This window comes from Nocardioides conyzicola, assembly GCF_039543825.1.
Taxonomy (GTDB): domain Bacteria; phylum Actinomycetota; class Actinomycetes; order Propionibacteriales; family Nocardioidaceae; genus Nocardioides; species Nocardioides conyzicola.
In genome coordinates, this window is record NZ_BAABKM010000002.1 from 2,227,314 (window position 1) to 2,241,725 (window position 14,412).

14 protein-coding genes are annotated in these 14,412 nt (G+C 70.5%); 9 read left to right on the forward strand and 5 right to left on the reverse strand.

Features of this window, described 5'->3' with window-relative positions:
• Window positions 1–4 precede the first annotated feature (4 nt).
• Both ABEA34_RS13810 and ABEA34_RS13815 read right to left on the reverse strand, forming a co-directional pair.
• On the reverse strand, window positions 5–1,159 hold the full coding sequence (locus ABEA34_RS13810) for a DUF1214 domain-containing protein (RefSeq protein ID WP_345521896.1): 1,155 nt from the start codon (window positions 1,157–1,159) through the stop codon (window positions 5–7).
• On the reverse strand, window positions 1,156–2,034 hold the full coding sequence (locus tag ABEA34_RS13815; RefSeq protein ID WP_345521897.1) for a TIGR03619 family F420-dependent LLM class oxidoreductase: 879 nt from the start codon (window positions 2,032–2,034) through the stop codon (window positions 1,156–1,158). The genes ABEA34_RS13810 and ABEA34_RS13815 overlap by 4 nt, the downstream gene beginning before the upstream one ends.
• A gap of 47 nt (window positions 2,035–2,081) precedes the next feature.
• Between ABEA34_RS13815 and ABEA34_RS13820 the strand changes: the two genes are divergently transcribed.
• Together ABEA34_RS13820 and ABEA34_RS13825 are read left to right on the forward strand one after the other, a co-directional pair.
• A complete protein-coding gene (locus ABEA34_RS13820; protein ID WP_345521898.1) occupies window positions 2,082–2,507 on the forward strand; it encodes a nuclear transport factor 2 family protein in 426 nt (141 codons plus the stop codon).
• Between the two features lie 51 nt (window positions 2,508–2,558).
• Window positions 2,559–3,131 (forward strand): hypothetical protein, encoded by a 573-nt coding sequence (locus ABEA34_RS13825; RefSeq protein ID WP_345521899.1) that lies wholly within the window; start codon window positions 2,559–2,561, stop codon window positions 3,129–3,131.
• On the opposite strand, the gene ABEA34_RS13830 is transcribed toward ABEA34_RS13825, so the two are convergent.
• Complete coding sequence (locus ABEA34_RS13830; RefSeq protein WP_345521900.1) at window positions 3,051–3,992, reverse strand: EamA family transporter; 942 nt, start codon at window positions 3,990–3,992, stop codon at window positions 3,051–3,053. The genes ABEA34_RS13825 and ABEA34_RS13830 overlap by 81 nt on opposite strands.
• 30 nt (window positions 3,993–4,022) lie before the next feature.
• Here ABEA34_RS13830 and ABEA34_RS13835 point away from each other — a divergent pair, with 30 nt between their 5' ends.
• Window positions 4,023–4,532 (forward strand): MarR family winged helix-turn-helix transcriptional regulator, encoded by a 510-nt coding sequence (locus ABEA34_RS13835; RefSeq protein WP_345521902.1) that lies wholly within the window; start codon window positions 4,023–4,025, stop codon window positions 4,530–4,532.
• A gap of 7 nt (window positions 4,533–4,539) precedes the next feature.
• On the opposite strand, the gene ABEA34_RS13840 is transcribed toward ABEA34_RS13835, so the two are convergent.
• Window positions 4,540–5,385 (reverse strand): aldo/keto reductase, encoded by an 846-nt coding sequence (locus ABEA34_RS13840; protein ID WP_345521903.1) that lies wholly within the window; start codon window positions 5,383–5,385, stop codon window positions 4,540–4,542.
• 220 nt (window positions 5,386–5,605) lie between these two features.
• Between ABEA34_RS13840 and dnaK the strand changes: the two genes are divergently transcribed.
• The 6 genes from dnaK to ABEA34_RS13870 are packed head-to-tail and all read left to right on the forward strand — an operon-like array spanning window position 5,606 to window position 13,243.
• Complete coding sequence (gene dnaK / locus ABEA34_RS13845) at window positions 5,606–7,456, forward strand: molecular chaperone DnaK (protein ID WP_345521904.1); 1,851 nt, start codon at window positions 5,606–5,608, stop codon at window positions 7,454–7,456.
• On the forward strand, window positions 7,453–8,028 hold the full coding sequence (gene grpE, locus ABEA34_RS13850) for a nucleotide exchange factor GrpE (protein ID WP_345521905.1): 576 nt from the start codon (window positions 7,453–7,455) through the stop codon (window positions 8,026–8,028). Before dnaK ends, grpE begins: the two co-directional genes overlap by 4 nt.
• Window positions 8,029–8,052: 24 nt before the next feature.
• Window positions 8,053–9,216 (forward strand): molecular chaperone DnaJ, encoded by a 1,164-nt coding sequence (gene dnaJ / locus ABEA34_RS13855; RefSeq protein WP_345521906.1) that lies wholly within the window; start codon window positions 8,053–8,055, stop codon window positions 9,214–9,216.
• A 4-nt stretch (window positions 9,217–9,220) separates the two neighbouring features.
• Window positions 9,221–9,655 (forward strand): heat shock protein transcriptional repressor HspR, encoded by a 435-nt coding sequence (locus ABEA34_RS13860; RefSeq protein ID WP_345521907.1) that lies wholly within the window; start codon window positions 9,221–9,223, stop codon window positions 9,653–9,655.
• 11 nt (window positions 9,656–9,666) lie between these two features.
• Window positions 9,667–12,261, forward strand: coding sequence for an ATP-dependent chaperone ClpB (gene clpB, locus ABEA34_RS13865; RefSeq protein ID WP_345521908.1), 2,595 nt, complete (start codon window positions 9,667–9,669; stop codon window positions 12,259–12,261).
• A 13-nt stretch (window positions 12,262–12,274) separates the two neighbouring features.
• Complete coding sequence (locus tag ABEA34_RS13870; protein ID WP_345521909.1) at window positions 12,275–13,243, forward strand: hypothetical protein; 969 nt, start codon at window positions 12,275–12,277, stop codon at window positions 13,241–13,243.
• Here ABEA34_RS13870 and ABEA34_RS13875 read toward each other — a convergent pair.
• Window positions 13,194–14,348, reverse strand: coding sequence for a pyridoxal phosphate-dependent aminotransferase (locus ABEA34_RS13875; protein ID WP_345521910.1), 1,155 nt, complete (start codon window positions 14,346–14,348; stop codon window positions 13,194–13,196). The genes ABEA34_RS13870 and ABEA34_RS13875 overlap by 50 nt on opposite strands.
• Between the last annotated feature and the right edge of the window lie 64 nt (window positions 14,349–14,412).

A 14,412-nucleotide genomic window follows, 5' to 3' on the forward strand; every position in this document is an offset into this window, starting at 1 on the left:
CGGGTCAGCTGATCATCCTCCGCGCCACGGAGCGCTGCCGGGCGGCGATGCGCTCGGCGTACTGCTCCGTGGTGAGGGGGGTGAAGTGCGGGACCCGGGACGGTACGTCGGCGAGCGGCATCACCTCGGCGACGGGCCCGTCCTCGGGGCCGAGGTCGCGGGTCAGCCGCTGCCACCGCAGCATCAGGGCGCCGGTGCGGTGGCCCGTGGTCTCCAGCCAGTTGGCGATCGGGGTGCCGCCGGGCGGCGTCTCCGAGATCACGAACCGCATCTTGCCGTCGGGATCGGTCCGGGCCTGCGCCTTGGTGAGCGAGGTCTGGTGGGTCTCGTAGTCGGTCGAGGCATACCAGTCCGAGCCGATCTGGATCGCCTGGTAGGCGCAGTCCGTGCACTCCGGCACGGTGATCACCAGCGCCTCGTCCTCCGCGATCGCGTAGTGCCCGATCGACGAGCGCTGCGACGCGAGGCCGCCCGGGGTCGACTGCGGCGCGGTCGGCTGGTTGACCGGCTCCTTGTTCTGGAAGAACTCCGGGAACGCGAACCAGGTCTGGATCGAGCCGACGAGGCTGCGCGCGGCGACCTCGTAGCGCTTGGCGAGACGGTCGCGCTCCAGCGGCTTCGCCGGCTGACCGAGCGTGTCCACCCGCTCGATGGTGATCAGACCACGCTCCTCGGTGTCCCAGTCGTTGTAGACCTCGCGCACGATCATCGTCTTCGCGCCGGGCTCGGCGGTGTAGGTGAACTCGAAGTTGCCGTCCGCGTCCTTCTCGAGCTCGCGGTCGTCGAAGGCCAGCATCGAGGTGGCCGCCGTGGTCGCCGAGTAGGCGCCGCCCATCACCTGGAAGGACAGGTCCGCCGTCGTGCCACGACGACCGCGCACGACGTACTCCACGCCCTCCTTGAGGTAGGCGTTGAAGTAGATCGCGTCCGGGTTGTCCAGGCCCTGGCGGGAGAACTGGTGGGTCGGGTTGATGAACAGCGTCCGGTCGAGGTCGTGGTCGAAGGCCATCTGCATGGCCATCCGGATCCGGCCCGACAGGTAGTCGTAGCCCTCCAGCCGGTCCTGCTCCGTCCTGATGAACGGCGCGTTCGCGACCAGCTCCTCGGCCTCCGCGATGGCGTCCTGGAGGACCTTGGTCAGTCCGTAGCTCTCGCTCATCCGTTGACCTTGTGGATGACGTCCTCGGCGTACCGCTCCAGGTGCGCGATCTTCTTGTCGAGCGGCTCGGTGTCGGGGCCCTTGATGTAGGGCACCCGGAAGCCGACGATGCAGTCGGTGACGCCCTTGTCCTCCAGGCGCTTGATGCCGTCGGGGGTGTAGGCGTCGTACGAGATCACGTGCACCTCGAAGTCGTCGCGGGTGTCACCCTCCTCCTTGCGGATCTCGGCGAGGCGCGTGAGGAGCCGGTCGAGCTCCTCGCCGTCGCCGCCGGCGTGCATCCAGCCGTCGCCCTTGCGCACCGCGCGGCGCAGGGCGTTGTCGACGTGGCCGCCGACGAGGAGCGGGATCGTCTCGGTGGCGCCGGGGCACTGCTTGAGGGCGTCCACCTCGTAGAACTCGCCGTGGTACTCGAAGAACTCACCGGTGGTCAGGCCGCGGAGGATGTCCATGCACTCGTCCATCCGCTTGCCGCGCCTGGCCCAGTCGACGCCCATGGCGTCGAAGTCCTCGGGCCACGGCGAGATGCCGACGCCGAGGCCGAGGCGGTTGTCGGAGAGGAAGGCCAGCGACGAGGCCTGCTTGGCGACCAGCACCGGGGGCCGGATCGGCAGCTTGAGCACGAACGGCGTCAGCCGCAGCGTGGTCGTCACCGCGAAGAGGTGCGCGCACAGCACCATCGTCTCGATGAACTCCTTGCCGTCGAGGAACTCGCGGTCCCCCGTGTCGGTGTAGGGATACTTCGAGTCGGAGTCCTGCGGGTAGATGACGCTGTCGGCGACGGTCATGCTCGTGTAGCCGGCGGCCTCTGCCGCCTGGGCCAACGGTGCGTAGTACGTCGCCTGGGTCATCGCCTCGGCGTAGCTGAATCGCATGCGGGTCAGACTAGAACGTGTTCCACTTTTCTGCCAGAGTTGGTCCCGTGGACCTCCAGGAGATCAGCGACCGGCTCGAGATCGAGGGCGTGGTCATCCGCTACACCCGGGGCATCGACACCGGTGCGTGGGACCTGCTCGACTCCGTCTTCACCCAGGACGCCGAGATCGACTACACCGAGTCCGGCGGGATCGCCGACGCCTACCCGGCCGTGAAGAGCTGGCTCGCCGAGGTGCTGCCGGCCTTCTTCCCGAAGCGGATGCACTCCCTGCACCAGCTCGACATCTCCATCGACGGCGACGAGGCGAGCTGCTCGGCGTACTTCCACAACCCGATGCCTCTCGATGACGGCAAGGGTGGGGAGAAGGTCGTCGAGTTCGGCGGGCTCTACCACCACACGATGACCCGGACGGCGGACGGCTGGCGCAGTCGCAAGCTGCACGAGGAGATCGTCTGGAAGCGCGGGATCTAGCCTCGCTGGGTGAGAATGGCGGCGTACGCCTAGCACCGGGAGAGGAACGACGTGGCCGACGAGTTGCCGGACCGACCCAGCGAGGAGCACCCGATCATCGCGGGCCTGGTGGCCCTGGTGGGCGTCGGGCTGGTCGTCGGGCTGGTGATCGGGCTCGTCGTGCTGGCCGGCACCAAGGTGCTCGGCATCGGCGGTGACGACGAGGGCTCCAGCGCCAACGGGCGGGCCAGCCTCTACCTGCCGACGCCGTCGAAGACCAGCGCGGCGACGGACCCCGAGATCACGCTGGCGCCGGGCGAGACCGAGAGCGCGTCCGAGAGTCCCTCCGAGTCGCCGAGCGAGTCGCCCGAGCGGGAGATCTCGTTGTCGTCCTCGACGGTCGAGGTCGGCCCGATGGAGCAGTTCAACCTGACGGGCGTCTATCCCGAGGGCGAGGGCGCGATCCTGACCGTACAGCGCTTCCAGGACGGGACCTGGGTCAACTTCCCCGCGACCGGCTCGGTCAGCGGCGAGGCCTTCCAGATCGCCGTGCAGACCAGCAAGTCAGGCGTGAACCGGTTCCGGGTGGTCGACACCGACTCGGGGCTGAAGTCGGGCGAGGTCCGGGTCACCGTCACGGGGTGAGCGGCGCTGGCCGGCGAGGATGCCGGCGAGCACCATCAGCAGGCCGAGGGCCTGGCTGCCGCCGAACGACTCGCCCGCGAGCGCGACGCCGATGACGGTGCCGGCCACCGGGTTGAGCAGCCCGACCAGCGACACCGCGCCCGCGGGCAGTCGCCGCAGGCCGTGGAACCAGACGACGTACGCGACGAGCGTCCCGGCGACGCCGAGGTAGAGGAAGCCGCCGATCGCGCTCGGGCTCAGGGCGGGCGGGGCTCCTTCGACGACGAGCGCGATCGGGAGCAGCACGAGCCCACCGGCGACCAGCTGCCAGGCGGTGAACGTGAGCAGGTCGACCGGCGGCTGCCACCGCTTGACGAGCACGAAGCCGAGCGACGACATGGCGACGGCGCCGAGGGACGCGGCGACCCCGATCGGGTCGACGGCGAAGTCGGCGCGCAGCACGAGCAGGGCGACGCCGGCGGCGCCGACGGCAGCGCCGGCCAGGGAGGCGGCGCGGGGTCGTTCGCCGATCAGGCCCCACGCGACCAGCATGACCGCGATGGGCGCGGTCGCGGTGAGGGTGGCGGCGGTGCCGCCGGGCAGCCGGTAGGCGGCGATGAAGATCAGCACGAAGAAGGCGCCGATGTTGAGGGTGCCGAGGACGAGGGTCCGCCACCACCAGATGCCCTGCGGCAACCGGGGGCGGAACGCGAGCAGGAGCAGGCCGAACGGCAGCGCGCGCACCGTCGCGCCGAAGAGCGGGCGGTCCGGGGGCAGGAAGGTCTCGGTCACGTAGTACCCCGAGCCCCACGCGATCGGGGCCAGCGCGGTGAGGGCGAGGACGCCCCAGCGGGCGGAAGATTTAGTTTCCACGGAAGACATAATAGTTTCCGCGTAAGATATATTCCAGGCATGGGTGCACCGGACGAGGGCGACCTCGATCACGTCGGCCGGATCATGGTGAAGTGGCACGTCGCCAGGCCCGACCTCGACGTCTCACCGCAGGGCGTCATCGGGCGCCTGCACCGCCTGGCCGCCCGGCTGACCGAGGAGCTGGTGGCCGTCTACGGCGAGTTCGGTCTGGGGGAGGGCGAGTTCGACGTCCTGGCCACGCTCCGGCGCGAGGGCGCGCCGTACGAGATGACGCCCGGCGACCTCGCCGACTGGACGATGGTCTCGTCCGGAGCGGTCACCAAGCGCGTGGACCGCTGTGTCGAGCAGGGCTGGGTCACCCGTCGCGTCAGCGACGACGACGCCCGCGGCCGGGTGGTCGCGCTGACCGATGCCGGGCGCGACCTCATCGACCGGGCGTTCGTCGCCCACCTGGCCAACGAGCACCGGCTCGTCGGGATGATCGACGAGACGGAGCGGGCCCGGCTCGCCAGGACCCTTGAGTCCTGGGGCCGGGCCCTCGACGACTAGCTGCCGATCAGCTGGGGATCCAGTCGAAGGTGTCCGGGTTGGGGCCGGTGCGGCCGGCCTCGCCCTGGTCCAGCGCGCTGATCGTGGCGACCTGGTCGTCGGTGAGCGTGAAGTCGAAGAGGTCGAAGTTCTCGCGCATCCGCTCCTCGCGCATCGACTTCGGGAAGACGATGTCGCCGCGGTCGAGGTGCCAGCGGAGCGTGACCTGCGACGGCGTCTTGCCGTGGGCCGCGGCGATCTCGCCGATGACGGCGTCGTCGATCACCTTGCCCTTCGCGATCGGTGACCAGGCCTCGACCTCGATGCCGTGCCGGATCGACGCGGCGCGCGCCGCCTCGTTGGTGAAGTACGGGTGCACCTCGATCTGGTTCACCGCCGGGACGAAGCCGGTCTCCTCCACGATCCGGTCCAGGTGGTCCGGCTGGAAGTTGGAGACGCCGACCGAGGTCGCGCGGCCGTCGGCCACGAACTCGGTGAGGGTCCGCCAGGTCGACACGTAGTCGCCGTCGTACCGCGTCGGCAGCGGCCAGTGGATGAGGAAGAGGTCGATCCGGTCGAGGCCGAGCCGCTCGAGCGTCCGCTCGAACTCGCGGCGCGCGGCGTCGGGCTCGTGGAAGGTGTTGTTGAGCTTGCTGGTGATGTAGAGCTCGTCGCGCGGGATGCCGGCGTTCGCGATGGCGGCGCCGACGCCGGCCTCGTTGCCGTACATCTGCGCGGTGTCGATGTGGCGGTAGCCCACCTCGAACGCGGTGGTGACCGTGGCCTCGGTCTCCTCGGGCGGGACCTGGAAGACCCCGAAGCCGAGCTGGGGGATGGTGGTCTGGTTGTTCAGGGCGACAGTGGGAACGGTCATACACGTTCCATCTCCGTTCGGGGGGTCGAACATTCCCGCGAGTGAGGATGGACTCATGGATCAGATGCGCAGATCCTTCGCGCCGGGGAATGGATCGCGCCAGACCTCCGTTGAGCCAAGTAAGCAAAGTTGAGTTGATCGGACTCAACTCATTTGGCAGACTGCATCCGGCGACGCAAGATGGTCGTCACGCAGGACTCAACACGGAGGTACTACAGACATGGCACGTGCGGTCGGCATCGACCTCGGCACGACGAACAGCGTCGTCGCCGTCCTTGAGGGTGGCGAACCCACCGTCATCGCAAACGCGGAAGGCGCCCGGACGACCCCGTCCGTCGTCGCCTTCGCCAAGTCCGGCGAGGTGCTGGTCGGTGAGGTCGCCAAGCGCCAGGCCGTGACCAACGTCGACCGGACGATCCGCTCGGTCAAGCGGCACATGGGCACCGACTGGAAGACCGACATCGACGGCAAGGACTTCACGCCGCAGCAGATCAGCGCGTTCGTGCTGCAGAAGCTGAAGCGCGACGCGGAGGCCTACCTCGGCGAGACCGTCACCGACGCGGTGATCACGGTCCCGGCGTACTTCTCCGACGCGCAGCGCCAGGCCACCAAGGAGGCCGGCGAGATCGCGGGCCTCAACGTGAGCCGCATCGTCAACGAGCCGACCGCGGCCGCGCTCGCCTACGGCCTCGACAAGGGCGACGACCAGACGATCCTCGTCTTCGACCTCGGTGGCGGCACGTTCGACGTGTCCCTCCTCGAGATCGGCGAGGGCGTCGTCGAGGTCAAGGCGACCTCGGGCGACAACCACCTCGGTGGTGACGACTGGGACGCCCGCGTCGTCGACTGGATGGTCAAGAAGTTCAAGGACAACAACGGCGTCGACCTCGGTGCCGACAAGATCGCCAAGCAGCGCCTCCAGGAGGCTGCGGAGAAGGCGAAGATCGAGCTGTCCTCGTCCGCCGAGACCACGATCCACCTGCCGTACATCACGCACGGCGAGTCCGGCCCGCTGCACTTCGAGGAGAAGCTCAGCCGCAGCGAGTTCCAGAAGCTGACGGCCGACCTGCTCGACCGCACCAAGAAGCCCTTCCAGCAGGTCCTCAAGGACGGCGGCGTCGCCGTCGACAAGATCGACCACGTCGTGCTCGTCGGTGGCTCCACCCGGATGCCCGCCGTCAGCGACGTCGTCAAGGAGCTGCTCGGCGGCAAGGAGCCCAACAAGGGCGTCAACCCGGACGAGGTCGTCGCCGTCGGCGCCGCCCTGCAGGCCGGTGTCCTCAAGGGCGAGGTCAAGGACGTGCTGCTCCTCGACGTCACCCCGCTGTCCCTCGGCATCGAGACCAAGGGCGGCGTGATGACCACGCTGATCGAGCGCAACACGACGATCCCGACCAAGCGGTCCGAGATCTTCACGACCGCCGACGACAACCAGCCGTCGGTCGAGATCAAGGTCGCCCAGGGCGAGCGCCAGATGTGGTCGCAGAACCAGCCCCTCGGCAACTTCGAGCTGACCGGCCTCCCGCCGGCCCCGCGCGGCGTGCCGAAGGTCGAGGTCACCTTCGACATCGACGCCAACGGCATCGTGCACGTGACCGCGAAGGACCAGGGCTCCGGCAAGGAGCAGTCCATGACGATCTCCGGCGGCTCCGCGCTGTCGAAGGACGACATCGACCGGATGGTCAAGGAGGCGGAGCAGTACGCCGAGGAGGACGCCAACCGGCGCGCCGCGGTCGAGACCCGCAACCAGGCCGACCAGCTCGTCTACACGACCGAGAAGTTCCTCGCCGACAACACGGAGAAGCTGCCCGAGGACGTGAAGACCGAGGTCCAGGCCGACGTCGACGCGCTCAAGGCGATCCTCGAGGACGCCGAGGCGTCCGCCGAGACGATCCAGGCCGGTGTCACCAAGCTCAACGAGTCGAGCCAGAAGATGGGCGCGGCGATGTACGCCGCGGCCGAGGCCGAGCAGGCTGCGGCCGGTGGCTCGGACGGCTCGACCGGCGAGTCCGACGACGACGTCGTCGACGCCGAGATCGTCGACGAGGGTCCCGAGGGCGAGACCAAGTGACCGAGCCGTCCCAGGGCGAGCCCGGTACTCCGGCGGCTGAGGAGCAGGAGACCCCTGCTCCTCAGCCCGAGGGGCCTCCGGCCGAGCAGCCGGTCGTCGAGCCCGCGGAGCAGGCCGGGATGGACGAGCTCACCCTCGCCCAGATCGCGCTGGCCGAGCGGACCAACGACCTCCAGCGGCTGCAGGCGGAGTTCGTCAACTACAAGCGCCGGGTCGAGCGCGACCGCGACCTGATCCGGGAGAACGCGACGTACGCCGCGCTCGCCCCGATCACCGAGGTGCTCGACACCATCGACCGGGCCCGCGAGCACGGCGACCTGGACGCCGGCTTCCAGACCGTCGCCGACCAGCTCGAGCGGGTCGTCGCCGGGCTCGGGCTCACCAAGTTCGGTGCGCCCGGCGAGGCGTTCGACCCCACGATCCACGAGGCCCTCTCCCACATCGGCGAGGACCCCGAGGTCGAGGTGACGACGTGCAAGGTGGTCGCCAAGGCCGGCTACCGCATCGGCGACCGGGTGGTCCGGGCCGCGCAGGTGCTGGTCGTCGACCCGCCCAGCGGGCCGACCGCATAACAAGACGAGAAGGGAGGTGCGCGCATGAGCACGAATGACGGGTTCCGGGCCGACTGGGCCCAGAAGGACTTCTACGCCGAGCTGGGCGTCAGCAAGACCGCGACGGCCGACGAGATCAAGAAGGCCTACCGCAAGCTGGCGCGCGCCAACCACCCCGACTCCAACCCCGGCGACAGCGCGAAGCACGACAAGTTCAAGGCGGTCGCCGAGGCGTACGACGTCATCGGCGACGCCGACAAGCGCGCCAAGTACGACGAGATGCGCGTCTACGGCGGCGGCTACCCCACCGGCTTCGGCGGGGGCGGGGGTGGCGGCTTCGACCTCAACGACCTGCTCCGCGACCGGACCGGTGGTGGCGGCGGCGGTGGGTTCGGCGACATGTTCGGCGACCTCTTCGGCGGTGGTAGCGCTCGCGGTCGTCGGGTCCGCCCGCAGAAGGGCGCGGACGTCGAGACGACCGCGACCATCAGCTTCGCCGACGCCCTCGACGGCGTCACGGTCTCGCTGCGGATGACCTCGGACTCCGCGTGCCCCGACTGCAAGGGCACCGGCGGCAAGCCCGGCACGAAGCCGCACGTGTGCCCGCAGTGCGACGGCGCGGGCTTCGTGGTCGCGTCCGCCGGAGGCGCCTTCGCTATCAACGAGACCTGCCCGATGTGCGGCGGCCGGCAGCTCGTCTACGACGAGTCCTGCCCGACCTGCCACGGCAGTGGTCGCGGTACGTCGGCCCGCACCATCCAGGCCCGCATCCCCGCTGGGGTGAAGGACGGCCAGCGGATCCGGCTGCGCGGCAAGGGCGCACCGGGCGAGAGCGGTGGCCCGGCCGGTGACCTCTACGTCTCCGTGAAGGTCTCGCCGCACCGCCTCTTCGGCCGCAAGGACGACAACCTCCTCCTCGAGGTCCCGGTCTCGTTCGACGAGCTCGCGCTCGGCGCCGAGATCAAGATCCCGACCCTCGGTGGCTCCCCGGTGACCCTCAAGGTCCCGGCCGGGACCCCCAACGGGCGGACCTTCCGGGTCCGCGGTCGCGGCGCCCAGAAGTCCGACGGCACGCAGGGCGACCTGCTCGCGACCGTCGAGGTGCAGGTGCCGGCCGTGCTCGACCCGGCCGCCCGAGAGGCGGTCGAGGCCTACCGGGCCGCCACCGCCGCCAAGCCGCTGCGCTCGAAGCTCTTCGAGGAGGCCTGATCCCGTGGCCGGGCGTCCCCGTTACGAGCCGCCGGGTCCGGACAGCGCCGTCTACGTCATCAGCGTCGCCGCGGAGCTGAGCGGGCTGCACCCGCAGACGCTGCGCACCTACGAGCGGCTCGGGCTGATCATGCCCGGCCGCACCGGAGGCGGCGGTCGCCGCTACACCCACCGTGACGTCGAGCTGCTCCGCGAGATCAGCGACCTCACCTCGGCGGGCATCGGCATCGAGGGCGTCCGCCGGATCCTCGACCTCGAGAACCGGGTCGCCGCCCTCGTGCAGCGCAACGAGGAGCTGCAGGCCGAGCTCGCCGCGACCCGGGAGGCGCTGCGGCAGGCGGCCGCGGCGCGCCGTACCGACGGACCGGTCAACAAGCTGCCGGTCCTCCGCCGACCAGAGCCAGGTCAGTCCGTCGTCGTGTGGCGACGAGGCCGTTAGCAGGGAGAAGCATGAGCACCTTCGGAGCCGAGAAGTTCACCACCCGCAGCCGTGAGGCGATCGAGGCCGCCCAGGTGGCCGCGACCACGGCCGGTCACACGCACACCGAGCCGATCCACCTGCTCGTGGCGCTGCTGCGCGAGGAGGACGGTACGCCGCGCAACCTGGTGACCAAGGCGGGCGTGGACGCCAAGCAGCTGACCGCCCGCGCAGAGGCCGCGCTCGCCGCGCTGCCGACGGCGAGCGGCGCGACCGTCCAGCAGCCGTCCGGCTCGGCGTCGCTGACGCGGGTGCTGGCCGCCGCGCTCGACCTCGCCAGCGGCATGAAGGACGACTTCGTCGCGACCGAGCACCTGCTCATCGCGCTCGCCGGCGTCGAGAGCAGCGCGCAGAAGGTGCTGCTGGACGCCGGTCTCACCGAGGCCGGGCTGCGCGAGGGCCTGACGGCCGTGCGCGGCAACCGCCGGGTGACGAGCCAGGACGCGGAGTCGACGTACGAGGCGCTGGAGAAGTACTCCGTCGACCTCACCGAGGCCGCCGAGGACGGCCGCCTCGACCCGGTCATCGGCCGCGACTCCGAGATCCGCCGGGTGATCCAGGTGCTGTCCCGGCGTACCAAGAACAACCCCGTGCTGATCGGCGAGCCCGGCGTCGGCAAGACCGCCGTCGTCGAGGGCCTCGCCCAGCGCGTGGTCGCGGGCGACGTCCCCGACTCGCTCAAGGGTCGGCGGGTGCTCAGCCTCGACCTGGCGGCGATGGTCGCGGGCGCGAAGTACCGCGGCGAGTTCGAGGAGCGGCTCAAGGCCGTGCTCGAGGAGATCAAGGACGCCGGCGGGCAGATCATCACCTTCATCGACGAGCTGCACACGGTCGTCGGCGCGGGCGCCGGCGGCGACTCCGCGATGGACGCCGGCAACATGCTCAAGCCGATGCTGGCCCGCGGCGAGCTGCACATGATCGGCGCGACCACCCTCGACGAGTACCGCGAGCGGATCGAGAAGGACCCGGCGCTGGAGCGCCGCTTCCAGCAGGTCTTCGTGGGTGAGCCGTCGGTCGAGGACAGCATCCAGATCCTGCGTGGCATCCAGGAGAAGTACGAGGCGCACCACGGCGTCCGGATCACCGACGCCGCGCTGGTCGCCGCCGCGACCCTGTCCGACCGCTACATCACCGGGCGCAACCTGCCCGACAAGGCGATCGACCTGATCGACGAGGCCGCGTCCCGGCTCCGCATGGAGATCGAGTCCTCCCCGGAGGAGATCGACCAGCTCCGCCGGCAGGTGGACCGGCTGAAGATGGAGCAGTTCGCGCTCAACCGCGAGAGCGACGCCGCCTCCAAGGACCGGCTCGAGAAGCTGGGTGCGGACCTGGCCGACAAGGAGGAGCAGCTGCGCGCGCTCGAGGCCCGGTGGGACCACGAGAAGTCGTCCCTCGAGGGCGAGGGCGAGCTGCGCCGCCGCCTCGACAGCGTCAAGGTGCACGCCGACCGGCTCATGCGCGAGGGCAAGCTCGACGAGGCGAGCGAGCTCCTCTACGGCAAGATCCCCGAGCTCGAGAAGGCCCTCGCGGCCGCCGCGGAGTCCGAGGACTCCACCATCGACCCGCTGGTCGGTGACGAGGTCGGCGCCGAGCAGGTGGCCGAGGTCGTCGAGGCGTGGACCGGCATCCCGGTCGGCCGGATGCTCGAGGGGGAGACCGCCAAGCTCCTCAAGATGGAGGAGGTCATCGGCGAGCGCCTGATCGGCCAGCGCGGCGCGGTCACGGCCGTCAGCGATGCCGTACGCCGCTCGCGCGCCGGGCTCTCGGACCCCAACCGGCCCACCGGCTCGTTCCTCTTCCTCGGCCCGACCGGCACCGGCAAGACCGAGCTCGCGAAGTCGCTCGCCGACTTCCTCTTCGACGACGAGCGCGCGATCGTGCGCATCGACATGAGCGAGTACTCCGAGAAGCACTCGGTGGCCCGGCTCGTGGGTGCCCCTCCCGGCTACGTCGGGTACGACGAGGGCGGCCAGCTCACCGAGGCCGTGCGCCGCCGCCCCTACTCGGTGGTGCTGCTCGACGAGGTCGAGAAGGCGCACCCCGAGGTCTTCGACATCCTGCTGCAGGTGCTCGACGACGGGCGGCTCACCGACGGCCAGGGCCGCACGGTCGACTTCCGCAACACCCTGCTGATCCTGACCAGCAACCTGGGCTCCAACTTCCTGGTCGACCCCTCGCTGGACGAGACGCAGAAGCGGGAGTCCGTGCTGGCGACCGTGCGGGGCTCGTTCAAGCCGGAGTTCCTCAACCGGCTCGACGAGATCGTCATCTTCGACGCGCTGACCCTCGACGAGCTCACCCACATCGTCGACCTCCAGCTCGCGCTGCTCGAGAAGCGCCTCGCCGTACGCCGGATCACGATCTCGGTCAGCGAGGACGCGAAGCGCTGGCTTGCCGACACCGGCTACGACCCGGCGTACGGCGCCCGTCCGCTGCGGCGGCTGATCCAGAACGCCATCGGTGACCCGCTGGCGAAGGCGCTGATCGCGGGCGAGGTGGCCGACGGCGGGAGCGTCACCATCGAGCGGGCGCCGTCCGGCGATGGTCTGCAGCTGACGACGGCGTGATGAAATGGTCGGCGTGAGCGACCCGACCCCGACGCGACCCCGCCAGGTGACCATGGCGGGGTGGCTGATCATGGTCGGGTCGGTCTTCGCGCTGGGGCTCGTCATCGACCGGCTCTCCGGGCTGCACACGCTGGAGACCCAGCAGAAGATCAACGCCTTCCTCGCCACCTCGCCCGGGTCGGAGCTGGGGATCGGCAGCGACACGGTCGTCTCCGGCATCCGCACGCTCGCGATGGTGACGGCCGGGTGCGCGACCGCCGCGGGCATCCTGGGCTACCAGGTGCTACGCCGCAGCCGGAGCGCCCGGGCGGCGGTCACGGTGCTCGCCGTACCGCTCTTCCTCGCCGGCACGGTGACCGGCGGCTTCATCACCTCGGTGGTGGCGGCCTCGGCCGCGATCCTGTGGCTCCAGCCCGCGCGTGCGTGGTTCAACGGCGACCCGATCCCGGAGCGCCGTACGGCGCTGGCGCCGGCTGCGCCGGCCACGGTGGCGCCGTCGGACGCGCAGCGGCCCCCGACGGTCCTGTGGGCCTGCGTGCTGACCTGGGTCTTCAGCGGGCTGGTGGTGGTCGGGCTGCTGGCGACCGCCGTCGTGCTCGCCGTCTCGCCGGACCTGATGCTCGACGAGGCGCACCGGCAGAACCCGGACCTGGCCGACCAGGGCGTCTCGGACACCGTGCTGATCGGGTTCACCTTCCTGGTGCTCGCGGGCCTCGTCCTGTGGGCCCTGTCCGCCGCGGTCCTCGCCGTGCTCGTCTTCCGCCGCATCGACTGGGCCCGGATCGTGCTGATCGTCTCGGCGGCCACCTGCGCCGTCTTCTGCCTGGTCGGTGTCGCCGTCGGCGCCTTCCTGCTGGTCCTGCCGCTCCTCGCCAGCGTCGCGTGCATCGGGATGCTGCTGCGGGCCGACACGCGCCCGTGGTTCGCCCGCGCTACCCCGCCAGGTCCGCCGCCGCCAGGCGTCGGAGGCCCTCTGCGATGACGGCCGGCTCCTTGCAGAACGCCCAGCGCACCAGGTGCCGGCCGGCGTCGGAGTCGTAGAAGCCCTGGGTCGGGATCGCGACGACCCCGGCCCGCTCGGGCAGCGCACGGCAGAACGCCGCTCCGTCCGTCCAACCGAGTGCGGAGATGTCGGTGGTGGCGAAGTAGGTGCCCTCCGGGACCCGTACGTCGAGGCCGACGTCGGTGAGCCCCGTGCAGAGCAGGTCCCTGCGGGCCTGCAGGTCCGCCGCCAGCGCCAGCGGGAAGTCGGGCTCCTCGTCGAGCGCGTACGCGACGGCCGGCTGAAGCGGCGAGCCGGAGGTGAAGGTGAGCCACTGCTTGGCCGCGAGCACGGCGCCGACGAGATGGGCCGGTCCGGTCGCCCAGCCCACCTTCCACCCGGTGAACGAGTAGGACTTCCCGGCACTCGAGAGCGTCAGCGTGCGCTCGAACATCCCCGGCAGGGTGGCGAGCGGGACGTGCTCGCGACCGTCGTACACGAGGTGCTCGTAGACCTCGTCGGTGATGACGACCAGGTCGTGCTCGATCGCGAGGTCGGCGACCGCCTGGAGCTCGTCGCGGGTGAGCACGGTGCCGGTCGGGTTGTGCGGCGAGTTCAGGAGCACGAACCGGGTCCGCGACGTGACGGCCGCGCGCAGCTCGTCGACGTCCAACCGGAAGTCGGGAGACCGCAGCGTGACAGGACGCCGTACGGCGCCCGCCATCTGGAGCATGGCCGGGTAGGAGTCGTAGTAGGGCTCGATGACGACGACCTCGTCCCCGGCATTGACCAGCCCCAGCAGCGCGGCCGCGATGCCCTCGGTGCAGCCGGTGGTGACCACGACCTGGCTGTCGGGGTCGAGGTCGATGCCGTAGTGGCGCTGCTGGTGGCGGGCGATCGCCTGGCGCAGCGGCGGCGTCCCCGGCCCGGGTGCGTACTGGTTGAGCCCGCTCTCCAGCGCGTGCACCGCCCGCGCGATCACCTCCGGCGGTCCGTCCACGTCCGGGAACCCCTGGCCGAGGTTGACCGACTGGGTGCGGACGGCGAGGGCGGACATCTCCGAGAAGATCGTGGGCGCGATGCCCTCGAGTCGGTGCGCGAGCATGCGGCCGACAGTAGCGCCGCGCCGTGGTCGACCGGCGAAGTGGAAGGCGCGTTCGGTCGGGGCG

What these genes read in the sequence shown, in the direction of transcription:
- ABEA34_RS13810 (WP_345521896.1), bottom strand. Translation starts at nt 1,159, where the DNA reads ATGAGCGAGAGCTACGGACTGACCAAGGTCCTCCAGGACGCCATCGCG.
- ABEA34_RS13815 (WP_345521897.1), bottom strand. Translation starts at nt 2,034, where the DNA reads ATGCGATTCAGCTACGCCGAGGCGATGACCCAGGCGACGTACTACGCA.
- ABEA34_RS13830 (WP_345521900.1), bottom strand. Translation starts at nt 3,992, where the DNA reads ATGTCTTCCGTGGAAACTAAATCTTCCGCCCGCTGGGGCGTCCTCGCC.
- ABEA34_RS13835 (WP_345521902.1), top strand. Translation starts at nt 4,023, where the DNA reads ATGGGTGCACCGGACGAGGGCGACCTCGATCACGTCGGCCGGATCATG.
- ABEA34_RS13840 (WP_345521903.1), bottom strand. Translation starts at nt 5,385, where the DNA reads ATGACCGTTCCCACTGTCGCCCTGAACAACCAGACCACCATCCCCCAG.
- dnaK (WP_345521904.1), top strand. Translation starts at nt 5,606, where the DNA reads ATGGCACGTGCGGTCGGCATCGACCTCGGCACGACGAACAGCGTCGTC.
- dnaJ (WP_345521906.1), top strand. Translation starts at nt 8,053, where the DNA reads ATGAGCACGAATGACGGGTTCCGGGCCGACTGGGCCCAGAAGGACTTC.
- clpB (WP_345521908.1), top strand. Translation starts at nt 9,667, where the DNA reads ATGAGCACCTTCGGAGCCGAGAAGTTCACCACCCGCAGCCGTGAGGCG.
- ABEA34_RS13875 (WP_345521910.1), bottom strand. Translation starts at nt 14,348, where the DNA reads ATGCTCGCGCACCGACTCGAGGGCATCGCGCCCACGATCTTCTCGGAG.